Genomic DNA, 17128 nt, shown 5'->3' on the forward strand with positions numbered 1-17128 from the left:
GAAAAGTGACGTTTCGGGTGAGGTGGGTGGAGCTAGTCCAGGTCGCCGAGGGCTGCGGCCGCGGCGGCTGCCGAGGCCTGCTGCTGGTCTCCCACCCCGGCGCCGATGGCGACGGGCTCGCGCGAGGTCTGCGTGAAGACGAACGTGCCGTCGACGAAGTCCACGTGGATGTGGTCGCCGGCGTTGAGCTCGCCCTGCAGGATGCGCTCGGAGAGCTGGTCCTCCACCTCGTGCTGGATGGCACGGCGCAGCGGGCGTGCTCCGAGCGACGGGTCGAAGCCGACCTCGATCAGGCGCTCCTTGGCGGGCACCGTGAGCTCGATCGACATGTCGCGGTCGAGCAGGCGGTCGCGCAGGCGCTTGACGAAGAGGTCGACGATCTGGAGCAGCTCGACCTTGTTCAGCTGCGGGAAGACGATCGTGTCGTCGACACGGTTGAGGAACTCCGGCTTGAAGTTCTTCTTCAGCTCCTCCGACACCTTCGCCTTCATGCGGTCGTACGAGGTCGCCTCGTTGCCCGACATCTGGAAGCCGATGGGGCTGCCGGTGATGTCCTTCGTTCCGAGGTTCGTCGTCATGATGATGACCGTGTTCTTGAAGTCGACCACGCGACCCTGGCCATCCGTCAGACGTCCCTCCTCCAGCACCTGGAGCAGCGAGTTGAAGATGTCGGGGTGCGCCTTCTCGATCTCGTCGAACAGCACCACGGAGAAGGGCTTGCGGCGCACCTTCTCGGTGAGCTGGCCGCCCTCTTCGAAGCCGACGAATCCGGGAGGAGCACCGAACAGTCGCGAGACCGTGTGCTTCTCGCCGTACTCCGACATGTCGAGCGAGATCAGCGCGTTCTCGTCGTCGAACAGGAACTCCGCGAGCGCCTTGGCGAGCTCGGTCTTACCGACACCCGTTGGCCCGGCGAAGATGAACGAGCCCGAGGGGCGCTTGGGGTCTTTCAGCCCGGCGCGGGTGCGGCGGATCGTGCGGGAGAGCGCGGCGATGGCCTCGTTCTGGCCGATGACCCGCTGGTGCAGGGCCTTCTCCATGAACACCAGGCGCGCCGACTCCTCCTCGGTGAGCTTGAACACCGGGATGCCCGTGGCCTGGGCCAGCACCTCGGCGATCAGGCCCTCGTCGACGATCCCGGAGGTCTGCACGTCGCCGGCCTTCCACTGCTTCTCGAGGCGCAGTCGCTCGCCGAGGAGGTTCTTCTCCTCGTCGCGGAGCGAGGCGGCCTTCTCGAAGTCCTGGTCTTCGATGGCGGCTTCCTTCTGCCCGCGCACCGCGGCGATCCGCTCGTCGAACTCGCGCAGCTCCGGCGGGGCCGACAGGATCGAGAGACGCAGGCGCGCGCCGGCCTCGTCGATCAGGTCGATCGCCTTGTCCGGCAGGAAGCGATCCTGAACGTAACGGTCGGCGAGGTTCGCCGCGGCCACGATCGCACCGTCGGTGATCGACACCTTGTGGAACGCCTCGTACTTGTCGCGCAGTCCCTTCAGGATGTTGATCGCGTGCGGCAGCGACGGCTCGGCGACCTGGATGGGCTGGAAGCGGCGCTCGAGAGCGGCATCCTTCTCGAAGTGCTTGCGGTACTCGTCGAGCGTCGTGGCACCGATGGTCTGCAGCTCGCCGCGGGCGAGCAGCGGCTTGAGGATCGACGCGGCGTCGATCGCGCCCTCGGCCGCACCGGCGCCGACGAGGGTGTGGATCTCATCGATGAAGGTGATGATGTCGCCGCGGGTGCGGATCTCCTTGGTGACCTTCTTCAGGCGCTCCTCGAAATCTCCGCGGTAGCGGGATCCGGCGATGAGCGAGCCGAGGTCGAGCGTGTAGAGCTGCTTGTCCTTCAGCGTCTCGGGCACGTCTCCGCGCACGATGGCCTGGGCGAGGCCCTCGACCACGGCGGTCTTGCCGACGCCGGGCTCGCCGATCAGCACGGGGTTGTTCTTGGAGCGACGCGAGAGGATCTGCATGACCCGCTCGATCTCCTTCTCGCGCCCGATCACGGGGTCGAGCTTGTTGTCGCGCGCGGCCTGGGTGAGGTTGCGGCCGAACTGGTCGAGGATCTGGGAGCCCTTGTCGGGCGCCTGGTCGTTGCCGCCGACCGCGACCTGCTCCTTGCCCTGGTAGCCGGACAGCAGCTGGATGACCTGCTGGCGCACCCGGTTGAGGTCGGCGCCCAGCTTCACGAGCACCTGGGCGGCGACGCCCTCGCCCTCGCGGATGAGCCCGAGCAGGATGTGCTCGGTGCCGATGTAGTTGTGGCCGAGCTGGAGAGCCTCGCGGAGGCTGAGCTCAAGCACCTTCTTGGCACGCGGCGTGAAGGGGATGTGACCCGTGGGCTGCTGCTGGCCCTGGCCGATGATGTCCTGAACCTGCTCGCGCACGGCGTCCAGCGAGATGTTCAGCGACTCGAGCGCCTTGGCGGCGACGCCTTCACCCTCGTGGATCAGCCCCAGCAGGATGTGCTCGGTGCCGATGTAGTTGTGGTTGAGCATCTTGGCTTCTTCTTGTGCCAGGACGACGACGCGACGGGCTCGGTCGGTGAATCTCTCAAACATGTCAGTCTCCCTGGTCGCCAGGGCAGGTGGATGGCGACCGTTAGGAAGAGACTAACCAGCGAACAGGGGCCGGACAGCCCCTGTTCGCCGTGGGCGTGACGGAATCAGACCCGAGGGGCGGCCGGGCCCCCGACGGGCTCCCGCGGTGCGGCGCCGTAGGGCACGCCCTCGTACTCCGCCGGGCCGAAGCCGAGAAGGGGGTAGCCGATGAACGGGAGCGGCCAGAACAGCAGGAAGAACCCGTACGCGCCGCCCTTGCCGAACCTGCGGGCCACGTTGATCGCCACGATGATCCCCACGATGATGTTGACGATCGGGATGATGAACCAGATGAACCACCAGCCCGGCTTGCCTGCGGTGCGGCAGAGGGTCCACCAGTTGTAGAAGGGCACGATGGCGGCCCAGCCGTGCAGGCCCGCCTTGCGGAACACCGTCCAGTGTCCCGCGATGATGAGCACCGAGACGATCAGGCTGAAGATGACCGACAGCGGGTCGTTGTAGTAGTAGTAGTCGTTGAACCCGTCGTCGAACGTGGACGTGATCATAGGTATCCCCCCAAGGATGATGTGGTCTTCTTACTGGATGGCGGAGGTGAGGCGGGCCAGGTTGTCGAGGATGGTGGAGCGCAGCGGCTGCTTGTGCCACTCCTCGAGGGTGAGCTCGCGGCTGACCTCCCGGTAGCCGTCTTCGACTCCGCGCATCGCCGTCACGAACGGCGCCCCGCGCACCATGAGCGAGACCTCCATGTTGAGGCTGAACGAGCGCATGTCCATGTTGCTCGAACCGATCACCGCGACGTCGTCGTCGATCGTGAAGTGCTTGGAGTGCAGGATGTAGGGCGCCTGGTACATGTAGATGCGCACGCCCGCCTTCAGCAGCACCTCGTAGTACGAGCGCTGGGCGTGGTAGACGAGCGCCTGGTCGCCGATCTCGGAGACGAACAGCTGCACCTCGACTCCGCGCTGGGTGGCGGTGGTGATCGCGTAGAGCATCGCGTCGTCCGGCACGAAGTAGGGGCTCGTGATGATGATGCGCTCCTGCGCGGCGTAGAGCAGCGCGAGGAACAGGCGCAGGTTGTTCTCGCCGTCGAACCCCGGGCCTGACGGCACGACCTGCATGTCGAGGGCCCGCGGATCCTCGTCGATCACGTCGTCGGTGATGGCGCGCGTCTCGCGCAGCAGCAGCTCGGCGGACTCGCTGTACCAGTCGGTGATGAAGATGGCGTTGATGCCGGTGACGATGGGGCCCTCGAGGCGCGTCATGAGGTCCTGCCACTTCAGCCCGCGCTTGAGGTTGGACTTCTTGTTGTAGCTGCGGTCGACCACGTTCTGCGATCCCATGTAGGCGACCTCGCCGTCGACCACGAGGATCTTGCGGTGGTTGCGAAGATCCGGGCGCTGCCACTTGCCCTTGAGGGGTTGCACCGGCAGCATGTAGTGCCACTTGACGCCCGCCCGGTCGAGCATCTTCGCGGTCTTGCGGTGGCCGGGCGCCCGCACCGAGGCGATGTGGTCGAGCAGCACCCGCACCGTCACCCCGCGCTTGACCGCGGCCGCGAGGGCCTCGAAGAACGGCTTCGTGGTGGCGTCGTAAGAGAGGATGTAGAACTCGGCGTGCACGTAGCGCTGCGCGTCGTCGATGTCAGCGGTCATGCGCCGGATCGACTCGTCGTAGTCGCCCAGCAGGGTCGCGTCGTTGCCGCCGACCAGGGGCATGGCCCCGAGGGTGCGGTTCAGCTCGACCACGTTCTTGAACCACGGCGGCCACGGGTGATCGTCGCTGACCCGCTCGATGCCCTCCGTGGTCTCGATGATGAACTCGTTGATGGCGTGCTGCTTGTCGCGCCGGGACTTCGGCAGCTTGTAGGAGCCGATGAGCAGGAACAGCAGGAAGCCGATGTAGGGCAGCACGAAGATGGCCATGAGCCAGGCGATGCCGGTGGAGGGCCTGCGGTTGCGGGGCACCACGATGACCGCGATGATGCGGATGGCGAGGTCGATGGCGAGCAGGACGAGCACGACCATGCCCGCGACGTCGGCACTCGACACGGCAGCCCCCTTCGCTCTCCCCCGGAGATCCCTCTCCTGGCGGGATTCATCCCCTGAGAGATACCGTAGCGGCTACTCGGCGGCGGCCTTCTCCATCGGCAGCCCGAGTCGTGCCCGCTCCTCGGCCTCGACCTTCGCGAGCGCCTTGCGCTCGGACTTGTCGGCCCGGATGAGCGAGCGCATGACGAACCAGAACACCAGCCCGAGCAGGATGGTGGGGGTGACAGCGTAGATCGCGGGCCAGAAGTCGTTCATCGCGTCCACGATACGTCATCCACCCTGGGTGATGATCCCGTAGATCCCCGATCCGATGAAGTAGAGGCCGATGCCACCCGCGACCAGCCAGATGGCGATGCGGGTGATCGTGGGGCGGCGGGGATCGTTCTCGTCGGCCGGCGGCTTGTCCGCTCCGGCCTTCTCCGCGGCGCGCTGCTTGTTCTCGCGCTCGGTCTTGCCTGGTTCGAACGGATCGGGCTTGCCGCCACCGAGAAAGCTCATGCGCTCATCCTCTCCGAAAGCCGCGTCACTTGACCAACGGGAACAGGATGGTCTCGCGGATGCCGAGGCCCGTGAGCGCCATCAGCAGACGGTCGATGCCCATGCCCATGCCCCCCGAGGGCGGCATGCCGAACTCGAGCGCGCGCAGGAACTCCTCGTCGAGCCGCATCGCCTCGTCGTCTCCCGCGGCGGCCTGTTCGGCCTGCTCCACGAAGCGCTCGCGCTGGATGACGGGGTCGACGAGCTCGGAGTAGCCCGTGGCGAGCTCGAAGCCGCGGATGTAGAGGTCCCACTTCTCCACGACGCCCGGGATGCTGCGGTGCGCGCGGGTGAGCGGGCTCGTCTCCACCGGGAAGTCGAGCACGAAGGTGGGTCGGGTGAGCCCGCCCTTCACGAAGTGCTCCCACAGCTCCTCCACGAGCTTGCCGTGGTTGGGCAGGTGCACCTCGACGCCCTCGCGGTCGGCGAGCGCCTGCAGCTCTGCGACGCCGGTGGCGGGCGTGATCTCGACACCGGATGCGTCGCTCAGCGACTCGTACATGCTGATGCGGTCCCACTCGCCCCCGAGGTCGTACTCCGTGCCATCGGCCCAGGTCACGACGTGCGAGCCCGCCACGGCGAGGGCGGCGTTCTGGATGAGCGACTGGGTGAGCTCGGCGATCGTGGTGTAGTCGCCGTAGGCCTCGTACGCCTCGAGCATCGCGAACTCGGGGCTGTGCGTGGAGTCGGCGCCCTCGTTCCGGAAGTTGCGGTTGATCTCGAACACGCGGTCGATGCCGCCCACGACCGCGCGCTTGAGGAACAGCTCGGGCGCGATGCGGAGGAACAGCTCGGTGTCGAAGGCGTTCGAGTGCGTCACGAACGGGCGTGCCGCGGCCCCGCCGTGCATGGTCTGCAGCATCGGCGTCTCGACCTCGAGGTAGTGCCGGTCGGCGAAGGTGCGGCGGAGCGAGGCCATGGCCTCGGCTCGCGTGCGCACCACCTGGCGCGCCTGGTCGCGCACGATGAGGTCGAGGTAGCGGTTGCGCATCCGCGTCTCCTCGCTGAGCTCGGTGTGCAGGTTGGGGAGCGGGAGGATGGCCTTGGAGGCGATCTTCCAGGCCGTGGCCATGACGCTCAGTTCACCGCGGCGGCTCGAGATGACCTCGCCGGTGACGAAGAGGTGGTCGCCGAGATCGACGAGCTCCTTGAACTCGGCGAGCGACTCCTCGCCCACGTTCGCGAGCGAGAGCATGGCCTGGATGCGGCTGCCGTCGCCCGACTGCAGCGACACGAAGCAGAGCTTGCCGGTGTTGCGGAGGAAGACGACCCGGCCGGCCACGCCGACCGTCTCACCCGAGGTCTCGTCGGCCGCGAGGTGCCCCCACGTCTCGCGCACGGCGGGGATCGTGGTGGTGACGGGCACCGACACCGGGTACGCCTCGGCGCCCGATTCGATCAGCTTGTAGCGCTTGGCGAGGCGCACGGCCTTCTGCTCGAAGACCTCCGCCTCGTCGTCGAGCTGCTCGGGGGATGGGGTGTTCTCGGCGGGTGCGTCGGTCATGGAAGAAGGGTCTCCTTGAAGTCGGCCCCAGTTTACCGGGCACGGGCGGGCCCGGGCGGCATGGGATATCGTCGGGGGATGGTGGCAGCGAGGCTCGGACGGCTCCGCGCGGCAGCGCTGGGTGGGCTCGTCACGGCCTCGGCCCTTGTGCTCCTGGGGGCCTGCACGAGCGGTTCCGCACCGGCCGACGACCCAGGCGCAGCGCCGACTTCGCCGAGCGCGTCGGCATCTGAGCCCGTCGATCCGGCTGCCGGCACCGACGCCGATGCACCCGACGCAGCGGGCGACGCCGCGGTCGCCGCGGCCTCCTGGGTGCCCGAACCACTCCCCGGCAACGCCGTGCTCGCGACCGGCACGTTCGAGTCGCCCGATGCCGCCGTCACCGGCAACATCGCGATCGTCACGGATGCCGTGCGCGTGGTGGAGATCGTGCTCACCGACTTCGCGCTCGATCCCGAGGTGGCCGCCGGCGCGGCACCGCAGATGACGCTGCTCTCCGAGCCCATCGGCGAGTTCGGCTGCTACGACACCGACGGCTACTCCTTCCAGCCCTCTCCCCTGACGGGCGACGTCGAGCAGCGTATGACGATGGGGCCGGTCGACGACGTGCCCACGGGCGACCCGAGCTTTCTCGACCAGGCCGTGATCTACCTGCCCGTCGAGGCGGAGTCGCCGCCGTCGGACGGCTGCTACGGCGACACCGTCGCGATCGCCGACCTCGAGTGGCTGACGCCGCAGGATCTGCCCGAGCTCGCCGACTCCGGCATCCGCTCGGGTGCGACGGGCGAGGTGGGCACGGATGCCGACGACGCGCTCTCGGTCTACGTGGTCGCCGAGGGCGACTCGCTCGGCCGGATCGCCTCGCGATTCGGGGTGTCGACGGAGGCCGTGCTCTACCTCAACGCCGGCCGGATCGGACAGGACGGGCTGCTCGAAGACGGAACGGTCTACGCGGGCGAGGCTCTGAACCTGTCGCCTTCCGCGCGCTGACCCCGCCGCTCAGGTGCCGAGGTAGATCGCGGCGTTGTCGATGAGGCGCGTGTCGCCCACCTTCGCCGCGATGATCACGCGCGCCTTGCCGGTGTAGCCGTCGTCGACCGGCAGGAAGGTGTCGGGGTGCACGATGGCGAGGTAGTCGAGTTCGACGAGCTGCTCCCCCATCGCCGCGGACTGCGCGGCGGCGAGCACGGCGTCGATGCCGCGGTCGGAGGCCGACTCGGCGGCCTCGAGCACGTGCGGCAGGGTGATCGCGGCGCGGCGCTCGCGCTCGTCGAGGAAGCGGTTGCGGCTCGAGAGGGCGAGCTCGTCGTGGTCGCGCACGGTCTCGACGACCTCGACCTGCACGGGCATGTCGAGATCGGTGACCATCTGCTGCACGAGGAACACCTGCTGGGCGTCTTTCTGGCCGAACAGCACGACATCCGGGCCCACGCTGCCCAGCAGCTTGGCCACGACCGTGAGCACGCCGTCGAAGTGGCCGGGGCGGCTGCGGCCCTCGAACAGTCCGCCGACGCGGCCAGCGGTGACCCGCGTGGCGGTGAGTCCGCCCGGGTAGAGCTCTGCGACCTCGGGGGCGAAGACGACGTCGGCGCCGTGCCCTGCGAGCTTCGCGAGATCACCCTCGAGGTCACGTGGGTAGCGCGCGAGATCGGACGGGTCGGTGAACTGGAGGGGGTTCACGAAGATCGAGACCACGACGACGTCGGCGATCTCGGCCGCGCGCTCGACGAGGGCGACGTGGCCTGTGTGCAGGGCTCCCATGGTGGGCACGAGCGCGACCCGCACGGGGGCGGATGCGCTGGAGTGCCTCTCGGCGAGGGCGGCGCGAATGCCGGCGATCGTCGTGATGACGACCGGGGCTGCCGACGCGCGGTCATCCGTGACGACTTCGGTCACCGGGACTCCTTGGCTGTGCAGTGGTGCTGGTGCGGGCGACCACGAGGTGCCGGGCGCCACGACGATGCTACCCGCTCAGTCGGGAGCGATGCCGCCGGCCCGGGTGAGGGCGTTGTCGACGGAGGTGCGCACGAGGGGGGCGAGCAGGCGGCCGGGAGCCTCGATGCCGATGCCGGCGAGGATGCCCGTGGCCTGGTCGACGATGGCGGTGGAGAACGTGCTGGCGGTCTCGATCGCCTCCGCGTAGGCGGCGCGATCGGCCTCCGCCACCACGACGGGCTCCCCACCCATCTCCACGACGAGGGCCTGGGCGATGGGGAGCACGGGGGTGGGCGCGGTCACCGCGAAATGGGTTCCGGCCAGGCGGGCGATGTCGATGCTCGTGCCCGAGAACGACAGGGCGGGGTGCACCGCGAGCGGGATGACGCCGGCGGCACGCGCGGGCGCGAACACGTCGACGCCGTACTCGGCCGCGGTGTGCAGCACGAGCTGGCCCATCTGCCAGGTGGAGGTCTCGGCGAGACCCGCGATGAGTGCGGGCAGCTCGGCCGTGGGCACCGCGAGCAGCACGAGCTCGCTGCGCTCGACGATCTCGGGGATCGTGAGCACGGGCACGTCCGGGAGCATCGCCTCCGCCCGGTCGCGGCTCTCGGCCGAGATGGCGGAGATGCCCACGATCGCGTGGCCGGCTCCGGCGAGCGCCGCGCCGAGCACGGGGCCCACGCGGCCCGCTCCGATGATGCCGATGCCGAGCCGGCCCGTGCGTTCAGAGGCTCTCATGCCGGGTCTCCTCCGGGTCGGGGCGGGATGGGGTCGGCGTGCGGCGCCTCCGGCGCGACGGTCTGCGCGAGCTGCACATCCGGCGCGGTGGCCTGCGGGTGCGCCGCCCAGCGGTGGGCGGTGTCGGCCGCGGCAGCCCGCACGGCAGCGCGGGCCCAGGCCTCGAACGACTCGTCGGCGGCCTCCGCGTCGAGAGCGGGGAGGTTGGAGCGCACCGGACCGGCCACGGTGTGCACGGTCAGCTCCGAGAGCCGGAGGGCACGGTGCAACGGGCCGCGCGTGAGGCGGAGGCTCTGCACGCGGGCGAACGGCACGATCGAGAGGTGCCGCCAGACGAAGCCCGAGCGCAGCAGCACCGCATCGGCGGTGATCGCCGAACCGGTGCGGCGCCAGGACAGAGGCTGGTAGGGCCACGACCGTCGGGGGGCTGCGGAGAATCCGCCGCCCTTCCGCGCCACGAGGCCGGCGAGCACGAGCTCGCGCGTCTGCTCACCGGCGAGGCCGGGGAGGAGCAGGCCGAGCACCCGGCGCACGTCGTCGACGGTGCCCACGGGCAGCATGGTCGTGCTCGTCTGGCTGCTCGCCTCCCCCGCGGCGCCGGCGCGGTTGATCCGGATCATCCACCACCCGGCCGGCCGCCAGAGCAGCGGCTGGCTGACCTCGACGGCGTGGATGCGACCGGGCGGCAGCGTGTCGTTGCTCGTCGAGAGCAGGCCGTAGCCGATCCGCACGCCGTCGGAGGTGCCCGCGATGCTGTAGCGCAACGACTTCGTGAACCGGTTGAAGTAGTAGCCGCCCGCGGCGAGCACGCCGGGCACCAGGATGATGACCAGCAGCTCCTGGCGGCCGGTCACGGATGCCACCACCACGATCGCACCCACGACGAGGAGCGCCACGGTGAAGCCGCTCAGCACGAGCGAGCCGATCAGCCGGCCGGGTGGGATGCGCACGACCGACTCCGGCGGTGCGGCCGAGGGGTCGAGCTCGGGCGCGAGCAGCTCCCGCACCCGCTGGTGCACGATGCCGTCCGCCTGGCCGGTCGCGGCAACCGCCGCCGCAGATCCGGGGGCCGTCGCCGACAGATCCGCCGCGGCGGCGACAGTCGTGCGATCGGCCTCGCTCTGCTGCACCCCCGAGGCCAGCAGCAGCACCTCACGACGCAGCCGATCCGCGTCGGTCGAACCGAGGTACGACAGCTGCACCTTGGCGTCCTGCCCGGCCACGCTGATGTCGAGCTTCGCGGCGCCGAAGATGCGCGCGAAGAGCGGCCGCGCGATCGACACGCCCTGGATGCGGTCGAGTCGCGCCCGGCGATGGGTGCGGAACAGGATGCCGCTGCGCACCTCGACGACGTCGTCGCCCACTCGGAACGTGTGCATGCGCCACGAGGCATAGAAGCCTGCGATGCCGACGAGGAGCCCCACCACGAGCGCGAGCCCGACCCAGCCGAGGTGTCCTCGCTCGTAGGCGGTCTGGAAGGGATCATCGGGAACGGGCCCGCCGAACAGGAGCTCGACGGCCCGCTCGCGGAAGTTCGCGAGCGCGAAGCCGAGCACAGCGATGAGTGCGATCCCGCCCCGGAGAAGCGGTGTCGCGGGGTGCAGCCGGTGCCACTCGCCGTCGGCGAGGTCCGGACGCCCCGCCTTCCCGGCGCCCGCGACCTCGGGTGCGCCGCTCACAGCCCGATGCGGCGCGACTCGGCGAGGCTCACGAGGCGGTCGCGGAGCGCATCCGCATCGCTCTCGACGAGACCCGGGATGGAGACGCCGGTCGCTGCGGCCGCCGTGACGAACTTGAGTTCGGCGAGGCCGAGGGCGCGCGCCACCGGCCCGCGGTTGATGTCGATGAGCTGCATGCGGCCGTAGGGCACCGAGACCCGGCGGTGGAACATGATGCCGCGGCGGAAGACGAGGTCGTCTGCGCGCAGCCGGTAGCCGATCGAGCGCACCCGGCGCGGCGCGAAGGCGAGGTTGAGCACGCCGATCACGACGGCGAGGCCGAGGGCCGGCCAGCCGAACCAGGTGCCGAGCACGATGAACGGCACCGTGATGCCGCAGAGCACGAGTGCGCCGATCGCGGCGGAGACGATCTCGACCCCCACGTACTTGGGGCTCACGCGCTGCCAGTCGTCGGCCTGCGGAGGAACCCCGGGGCGCTCGGGGCTCACGCGCTGCCCGTCATCGGTGTGCGGAGGAACCTCGGGATCGCTCACGGTCTCAGGCTTCCGGGTCGGGTTCGTCGGGGGGCAGGGTGCACAGCCGCTCGGCCACGAGACCCGCCGCGGCGAGCACGAGGCCCGAGAGCGCGGCGGCGATGCCCGGCCAGAGCGAGCCTACATCCGCCACCACCGGGCGGGTGAGGAGGAACGCCACGACTCCCGCGCCGAAGCCCGCGATGAGACTGCCCACGAGGCCGGACGCCTTCGCGAGCACGACGACGCGCATGGCCCGGAACGGGTCGATCCGTGTCGTCGCGGTTCCGCGGATGGCCCGGCGGATGGGCAGGGCGAGCGCGACGACGATGGCCGCCGCGGCCACGAGCGTGATCGGAAGTGTGAACGGCGGGATCAGGACGGGCTGGCCGGCAGCGGCCAGCGCCACCTCGAGCACGAAGCCCACGGCGAGGCCCACGACGGCGCAGACCACGATCGTGACGGCCCTGGTGTGCCTCACCTGGCCTCCCCCGCGTACGGACTGAGCGTCGAGTCGGGGATGCCGCGGAGCAGCCGATCGACCCGGCCGGCCCCCGGGAGCACGGCGTCCGGAGCGATCTCGAGCCACGGCACGAGCACGAAGTCGCGGTCGGCGGCCCGCGGGTGCGGGAGGGTGAGCCGCTCGGTCTGCCGCACGATCGAGGCGAAGGTCACGATGTCGACGTCGAGCGTGCGGTCGCCCCAGCGCTCCTCGCGCACACGACCGTGCTCGTGCTCGATCCGGTTGACCACGCCGAGGAGCGCCTCGGGGTGCAGGGTGGTGCGGATCGTCGCCACGGCGTTGAGGTAGGCGGGGGCGTCGAGGTCGATGCCCGCGGGCTTCACGGCAGCGGTCTGGTAGAGCCGGGAGAGGGCGAGCACCTCGATGCCGGGCTCGGCGCGCAGCTCGTCGACGGCGGTGCGGATGGTGGCCTCGCGGTCGCCGAGGTTGCTGCCGAACGCGAGCACGGCGGGCAGCGCGATGGAGCGCCGGTCGAGGCCGGCAGCGGCGTGGGGGCTCGGGCCGGGTGCGGTCATGGTGCGGCGTCTCCCGTGACGGGGGCGGTGGGGATGGAAGTGAGGGTGGCCGGGGCGCTCGCACGATGCCGCACGATCGTGATCGACACGTCCGAGAACGGCACCGGGATGGGCGCGTCGGGCTTGTGCACGACCACCCGCACCCGCTGCACCGGCGGATGCGCGAGCACGACTCCGGCCACCCGCTCGGCGAGCGTCTCGATCAGATCGACGGGATCGGCCGCGACGGCATCGGAGATCTCGACCGCGAGCTCGCCGTAGTGCACGGTCTGCGCGAGGTCGTCGGCTCCCGCCGCGGGCGCCGTGTCGAGCGCGAGCTCGACGTCGATCACGAAGCGCTGGCCGTTCTCCCGCTCGAAGTCGAAGACCCCGTGGTGGGCGAACACCTCGAGTCCGGTGAGGGTGAGGAGATCCGGGGTCACGGTGCCCCCGTCCGGCCACGGCGCACGGCTGCGGCCACGTCGAGAGCGGCGGCGGTGCTCGACACGTCGTGCACGCGCACGCCCCAGACGCCTTCGTCTGCGGCAAGAGCGGCGAGCACCGCCGACGCGAAGTCGCGCTCCGAGGTCTGGGCACCCCCTGGCACGAGTTCGCCCACGAAGCGCTTGCGCGAGGCGCCGATGAGCACGGGGAGCCCGAGGGCCACGAGCCGGTCGAGGTGGCCCAGCAGGGTCCAGTTGTGCTGCGACTTCTTGGCGAAGCCGAGACCGGGGTCGAGGATCAGCCGCTCGGGGGCGACCCCCTTGACGATGAGCTGGGCGGCGCGGAGCTCGACGGCCCGGAGCACCTCGGCCACGACGTCGTCGTAGTGCGCGAGGTCGTTCATGGAGTCGGCGTGGCCGCGCCAGTGCATCACCACGAAGCGCACGTCCGAACTCGCGATCACGTCGTCCATCTCCGGATCGGCGAGCCCGCCGGAGACGTCGTTCACGATGGCCGCCCCTGCCGCGATCGCGGCTTCGGCCGTGGAGGCGTTCATGGTGTCGACGCTCACCGTGATGCCGCGCTCCACGAGGTCGCGCACCACGGGCAGCACACGGCGCTGCTCCTCCGAGACCGCGACCCTGCGGGACCCTGGACGGGTGGACTCGCCGCCCACGTCGATGATGTCGGCGCCGCGGTCGATCATGCCCACGGCGTGCCGCACGGCGGCGTCGCGGTCGAGCCACAGGCCGCCGTCGCTGAACGAGTCGGGGGTGACGTTGAGGATGCCCATGATGGACGTGCCGCTGCTTCTCACCGGGCGCTTCCCCCGGCATCCGGAGCGCGATCGCCGATGAGCGTCATCAGCTCGGCCCGGGCGGCGGGCTCGGCCAACGCCCCGCGGGCGGAGAGCGTGACGGTCGTGCTGAGCGCCTGGCGGCGGCCTCGCGCCGAGACGCAGCCGTGCTTGGCCTCGACCACCACGAGCACTCCCCGTGCGTCGAGACCCCGTTCGAGGGCCTCTGCGATGTCATCGGTGAGCCGCTCCTGCAGCTGCGGGCGCGAGGAGGCCGACTCGATCACGGCGACGACGCCGCCGAGGCCCGCGAGCGCTGCGCCCGGGAGGTAGGCCGCGTGCACGACGCCCTCGAAGGGCAGCAGGTGGTGCTCGCAGATGGAGCGGAACGTGATGTCGCGGAGCAGCACGGGCTGGGCGGGCTCATCCTGCGTGTCGTCCGTCGTGGCGCCGGCCGGCGGGGCGAAGGTCGCGCCGAGGGCTTCGGCGGGGTCGGTCCCGACGCTCCCGAAGAGCTCGGCGTAGGCCTCGGCCACCCGCCGCGGGGTCTCGGCGAGGCCCTCGCGTTCGGGGTCCTCGCCGATCGCCGCGAGGATCTCCCCGACCGCGGCCTCGATCCTCGCTCGGTCGACGCTCGACACGGGCGCCTAGGCGGTGGCGGGGCGCGGGTTGGTGCGCGGCGCGCGCTTCGGCTTGGCGGGTGCGGCGTCGGGCTCCGGCTCGGAGTCGACGCCGCCGTCGACCGCTCCGCCGTCGATCGGGGCCTTCGACGGGAACGGCACGGGCGGCAGCGCCGACACCGGACGACGCTCGCTCGAGAGCCACTGCGGGCGCGGGGGCAGACGCTTGATGTCCTTGAAGAGCTCGGCCAGCTCGTCGTGGTCGAGGGTCTCCTTCTCGAGCAGTTCAGCGGCCAGCTTGTCGAGGATGTCGCGGTTCTCGTTGAGCACGTGCCACGCCTCGTCGTGCGCCGCCTCGATGAGGTTGCGCACCTCGGCGTCGACCTGCTGGGCGAGACTCTCGGAGTAGTCGCGCTCGTGGCCCATGTTGCGACCGAGGAACATCTCACCCGAGGCGGCGCCGAGCTTCACGGCGCCGAGCGAGGCGGTCATGCCGTACTCGGTCACCATCTTCTTGGCGGTGCCGGTCGCCTTCTCGATGTCGTTCGAGGCACCCGTCGTCGGGTCGTGGAACACGACCTCCTCGGCCACGCGGCCGCCCATGGCGTAGGCGAGCTGGTCGAGCAGCTCGTTGCGGCTCACCGAGTAGCGGTCCTCGAGCGGCAGCACCATCGTGTAGCCGAGCGCACGGCCGCGCGGGAGGATCGTGACCTTCGTGACGGGGTCGGTGTTGTTCATCGCCGCCGCCACCAGGGCGTGGCCGCCCTCGTGGTAGGCGGTGACGAGCTTCTCCTGGTCGCGCATGATGCGGGTGCGGCGCTGGGGACCGGCGATCACGCGGTCGATCGCCTCGTCGAGAGCGCGCATGTCGATGAGCTGCGCGTTGCTCCGAGCGGTCAGCAGCGCGGCCTCGTTGAGCACGTTCGCGAGATCGGCACCGGTGAAGCCGGGCGTCTTGCGCGCCACGACCTCGAGGTCGACGCCGGCCGCGAGCGGCTTGCCCTTGCCGTGCACCTCGAGGATCTTCTTGCGGCCGTTGAGGTCGGGCGCGTCGACACCGATCTGGCGGTCGAAGCGGCCCGGGCGCAGCAGCGCCGGGTCGAGGATGTCGGGGCGGTTGGTGGCGGCGATGAGGATGACGTTCGTCTTGACGTCGAAGCCATCCATCTCCACCAGCAGCTGGTTGAGGGTCTGCTCGCGCTCGTCGTGACCGCCGCCCATGCCGGCGCCGCGGTGGCGGCCGACGGCGTCGATCTCGTCGATGAAGATGATGGCGGGCGAGTTCTCCTTCGCCTCCTTGAAGAGGTCGCGCACGCGGCTCGCGCCGACACCCACGAACATCTCCACGAAGTCGGAGCCCGAGATGGAGTAGAACGGCACGCCTGCCTCACCCGCGACAGCGCGGGCCAGCAGGGTCTTGCCGGTGCCGGGAGGGCCGTAGAGCAGCACGCCCTTGGGGATGCGGGCTCCGACGGCGAGGAACTTGGCCGGCTCCTTCAGGAAGTCCTTGATCTCCTCGAGCTCCTCGAGCGCCTCCTCGGCACCCGCGACGTCGTCGAAGGTGACCTTCGGGCTCTCCTTCGTGACGAGCTTCGCCTTCGACTTGCCGAACTGCATCACGCGGTTGCCGCCACCCTGCATGCCCGAGAGCATGAACCAGAAGAAGGCACCGATCAGGATGATGGGCAGCAGGAGGCCGAGGGCCGAGAGGAACCAGTTGGGCTGCGGGACCTGGTCGTCGAAGCCGTCGCTGGGGTTCGCATCCGTGACCGCGGCCACGACCTCGGGGCCACGCGGGGCGACGTAGTAGAACTGCACCTTGTCGCCGTGCTCGTCATCCGCGGTCGTGAGGGTCATGTCGACCCGCTGCTCGCCGTCGATGATGGTGGCCTCGGCGACCTTGTCGCTCGAGAGGTACGAGAGCCCCTCCTGCGTGGTGACCTGCTGGTATCCGGCGCTGGTGATCAGGCTGAAGCCGATCCAGAGCGCGATCGCACCCAGCAGGATGTAGGGAATGGGAGATCGAAGGATGCGTTTCGCGTTCATGTCTCTTCATCGCTTTGGTGCCAGGCAGGTCGGCACGGTGCTTATGTCGTTGCCTCAGGGTACCCGTCGGCGACTGGGCGCGCGCTCCATGTTCCCCGTGGGCGTAAAGGGCGCGGGTGGCCCGTTCGGGCCGGTGACTCAGGCGTAGACGTGGGGCGCGAGCACGCCGATCGACTTGAGGTTGCGGTAGCGCTCGGCGTAGTCGAGGCCGTAGCCCACCACGAAGGCGTTCGGGATGTCGGCGCCCACGTACTTCACGTCGATCTCGACCTTGACCGCGAGGGGCTTGCGGAGCAGGGCGCAGATCTCCACCGAGGCGGCCCCGCGGCTGCGGAGGTTCGAGAGGAGCCACGAGAGGGTGAGGCCCGAGTCGATGATGTCCTCGACGATGAGGACCTTCCGGCCGGTGATGTCGGTGTCGAGGTCCTTCAGGATGCGCACGACGCCGCTCGACTGCGTGCCGGAGCCGTAGGAGGAGACGGCCATCCAGTCCATGTTGAGCTGGAGCCGGAGCTCGCGGGCGAGGTCGGCCATCACCATGACCGCGCCGCGGAGCACGCCGACCAGGAGCACGTCGTCGTCATCCGAGTAATCGGCCTCGATCTGGCGGGCGAGACCCGCGATGGTCTCCGCGATCTGCTCCTCGGTGAAGAGCACCTCGGTGATGTCGGCTTCGATGTCGGTGATGTCCATG

The 17128-nt window shown here is 70.0% G+C and carries 18 protein-coding genes; 1 reads left to right on the top strand and 17 read right to left on the bottom strand.

Annotated elements, in window-relative coordinates; genetic code table 11:
* Positions 1 to 32: 32 nt before the first annotated feature.
* From N1028_RS15275 to lysS, 6 genes are all read right to left on the bottom strand, one after another.
* The gene (locus N1028_RS15275) at positions 33 to 2555 is read right to left on the bottom strand and encodes an ATP-dependent Clp protease ATP-binding subunit (RefSeq protein WP_259530240.1); all 2523 of its coding nucleotides are present in this window, start codon (positions 2553 to 2555) and stop codon (positions 33 to 35) included.
* Positions 2556 to 2659: 104 nt separating this feature from the next.
* Entirely contained in the window at positions 2660 to 3100 is a 441-nt protein-coding gene (locus N1028_RS15280) for a DUF5684 domain-containing protein (RefSeq protein ID WP_259530241.1), read from the bottom strand.
* 30 nt (positions 3101 to 3130) lie between these two features.
* A complete protein-coding gene (gene cls / locus N1028_RS15285; protein ID WP_259530305.1) occupies positions 3131 to 4579 on the bottom strand; it encodes a cardiolipin synthase in 1449 nt (482 codons plus the stop codon).
* Between the two features lie 96 nt (positions 4580 to 4675).
* Positions 4676 to 4858: a hypothetical protein gene (locus tag N1028_RS15290; RefSeq protein ID WP_259530242.1), complete on the bottom strand. Its 183-nt coding sequence runs from the start codon at positions 4856 to 4858 to the stop codon at positions 4676 to 4678.
* A 15-nt stretch (positions 4859 to 4873) separates the two neighbouring features.
* Entirely contained in the window at positions 4874 to 5101 is a 228-nt protein-coding gene (locus N1028_RS15295) for a hypothetical protein (RefSeq protein ID WP_259530243.1), read from the bottom strand.
* Between the two features lie 25 nt (positions 5102 to 5126).
* Complete coding sequence (gene lysS, locus N1028_RS15300) at positions 5127 to 6644, bottom strand: lysine--tRNA ligase (protein WP_259530244.1); 1518 nt, start codon at positions 6642 to 6644, stop codon at positions 5127 to 5129.
* A gap of 78 nt (positions 6645 to 6722) precedes the next feature.
* Between lysS and N1028_RS15305 the strand changes: the two genes are divergently transcribed.
* On the top strand, positions 6723 to 7634 hold the full coding sequence (locus N1028_RS15305) for a LysM peptidoglycan-binding domain-containing protein (protein ID WP_259530245.1): 912 nt from the start codon (positions 6723 to 6725) through the stop codon (positions 7632 to 7634).
* 9 nt (positions 7635 to 7643) lie between these two features.
* Here N1028_RS15305 and panC read toward each other — a convergent pair whose 3' ends face one another.
* The 11 genes from panC to hpt all read right to left on the bottom strand — a co-directional run bounded on the left by panC (position 7644) and on the right by hpt (position 17127).
* A complete protein-coding gene (gene panC / locus N1028_RS15310; protein WP_259530246.1) occupies positions 7644 to 8540 on the bottom strand; it encodes a pantoate--beta-alanine ligase in 897 nt (298 codons plus the stop codon).
* Positions 8541 to 8615: 75 nt separating this feature from the next.
* Positions 8616 to 9320, bottom strand: coding sequence for a Rossmann-like and DUF2520 domain-containing protein (locus tag N1028_RS15315; protein ID WP_259530247.1), 705 nt, complete (start codon positions 9318 to 9320; stop codon positions 8616 to 8618).
* Complete coding sequence (locus tag N1028_RS15320) at positions 9317 to 10999, bottom strand: PH domain-containing protein (protein ID WP_259530248.1); 1683 nt, start codon at positions 10997 to 10999, stop codon at positions 9317 to 9319. The genes N1028_RS15315 and N1028_RS15320 overlap by 4 nt, the downstream gene beginning before the upstream one ends.
* Complete coding sequence (locus N1028_RS15325) at positions 10996 to 11532, bottom strand: PH domain-containing protein (RefSeq protein ID WP_375163428.1); 537 nt, start codon at positions 11530 to 11532, stop codon at positions 10996 to 10998. The genes N1028_RS15320 and N1028_RS15325 overlap by 4 nt, the downstream gene beginning before the upstream one ends.
* Before the next feature lie 4 nt (positions 11533 to 11536).
* The gene (locus N1028_RS15330; RefSeq protein ID WP_259530250.1) at positions 11537 to 11992 is read right to left on the bottom strand and encodes a DUF3180 domain-containing protein; all 456 of its coding nucleotides are present in this window, start codon (positions 11990 to 11992) and stop codon (positions 11537 to 11539) included.
* Positions 11989 to 12549 carry a 2-amino-4-hydroxy-6-hydroxymethyldihydropteridine diphosphokinase gene (folK, locus tag N1028_RS15335; RefSeq protein WP_259530251.1) on the bottom strand — a complete coding sequence of 187 codons (561 nt, stop codon included), beginning with the start codon at positions 12547 to 12549 and terminating at the stop codon, positions 11989 to 11991. Before folK ends, N1028_RS15330 begins: the two co-directional genes overlap by 4 nt.
* Positions 12546 to 12971 (bottom strand): dihydroneopterin aldolase, encoded by a 426-nt coding sequence (folB, locus tag N1028_RS15340; protein ID WP_259530252.1) that lies wholly within the window; start codon positions 12969 to 12971, stop codon positions 12546 to 12548. The genes folK and folB overlap by 4 nt, the downstream gene beginning before the upstream one ends.
* The gene (gene folP, locus N1028_RS15345) at positions 12968 to 13789 is read right to left on the bottom strand and encodes a dihydropteroate synthase (RefSeq protein ID WP_310795605.1); all 822 of its coding nucleotides are present in this window, start codon (positions 13787 to 13789) and stop codon (positions 12968 to 12970) included. The genes folB and folP overlap by 4 nt, the downstream gene beginning before the upstream one ends.
* Positions 13786 to 14409: a GTP cyclohydrolase I gene (gene folE, locus N1028_RS15350; RefSeq protein WP_259530253.1), complete on the bottom strand. Its 624-nt coding sequence runs from the start codon at positions 14407 to 14409 to the stop codon at positions 13786 to 13788. Before folE ends, folP begins: the two co-directional genes overlap by 4 nt.
* A 6-nt stretch (positions 14410 to 14415) precedes the next feature.
* Positions 14416 to 16434 carry an ATP-dependent zinc metalloprotease FtsH gene (gene ftsH / locus N1028_RS15355; protein ID WP_259530254.1) on the bottom strand — a complete coding sequence of 673 codons (2019 nt, stop codon included), beginning with the start codon at positions 16432 to 16434 and terminating at the stop codon, positions 14416 to 14418.
* A gap of 138 nt (positions 16435 to 16572) precedes the next feature.
* Positions 16573 to 17127, bottom strand: coding sequence for a hypoxanthine phosphoribosyltransferase (hpt, locus tag N1028_RS15360; protein WP_259530255.1), 555 nt, complete (start codon positions 17125 to 17127; stop codon positions 16573 to 16575).
* Position 17128 lies beyond the last annotated feature (1 nt).

Source organism: Herbiconiux oxytropis, assembly GCF_024979315.1.
In the GTDB taxonomy this organism is placed as follows: Bacteria; Actinomycetota; Actinomycetes; order Actinomycetales; family Microbacteriaceae; genus Herbiconiux; species Herbiconiux oxytropis.

Coding starts and splice junctions, on each gene's coding strand:
- N1028_RS15275 (WP_259530240.1), bottom strand. CDS start 2,555: ATGTTTGAGAGATTCACCGACCGAGCCCGTCGCGTCGTCGTCCTGGCA.
- N1028_RS15280 (WP_259530241.1), bottom strand. CDS start 3,100: ATGATCACGTCCACGTTCGACGACGGGTTCAACGACTACTACTACTAC.
- cls (WP_259530305.1), bottom strand. CDS start 4,579: ATGGTCGTGCTCGTCCTGCTCGCCATCGACCTCGCCATCCGCATCATC.
- N1028_RS15290 (WP_259530242.1), bottom strand. CDS start 4,858: ATGAACGACTTCTGGCCCGCGATCTACGCTGTCACCCCCACCATCCTG.
- N1028_RS15295 (WP_259530243.1), bottom strand. CDS start 5,101: ATGAGCTTTCTCGGTGGCGGCAAGCCCGATCCGTTCGAACCAGGCAAG.
- lysS (WP_259530244.1), bottom strand. CDS start 6,644: ATGACCGACGCACCCGCCGAGAACACCCCATCCCCCGAGCAGCTCGAC.
- N1028_RS15305 (WP_259530245.1), top strand. CDS start 6,723: ATGGTGGCAGCGAGGCTCGGACGGCTCCGCGCGGCAGCGCTGGGTGGG.
- N1028_RS15315 (WP_259530247.1), bottom strand. CDS start 9,320: ATGAGAGCCTCTGAACGCACGGGCCGGCTCGGCATCGGCATCATCGGA.
- folK (WP_259530251.1), bottom strand. CDS start 12,549: ATGACCGCACCCGGCCCGAGCCCCCACGCCGCTGCCGGCCTCGACCGG.
- ftsH (WP_259530254.1), bottom strand. CDS start 16,434: ATGAACGCGAAACGCATCCTTCGATCTCCCATTCCCTACATCCTGCTG.
- hpt (WP_259530255.1), bottom strand. CDS start 17,127: ATGGACATCACCGACATCGAAGCCGACATCACCGAGGTGCTCTTCACC.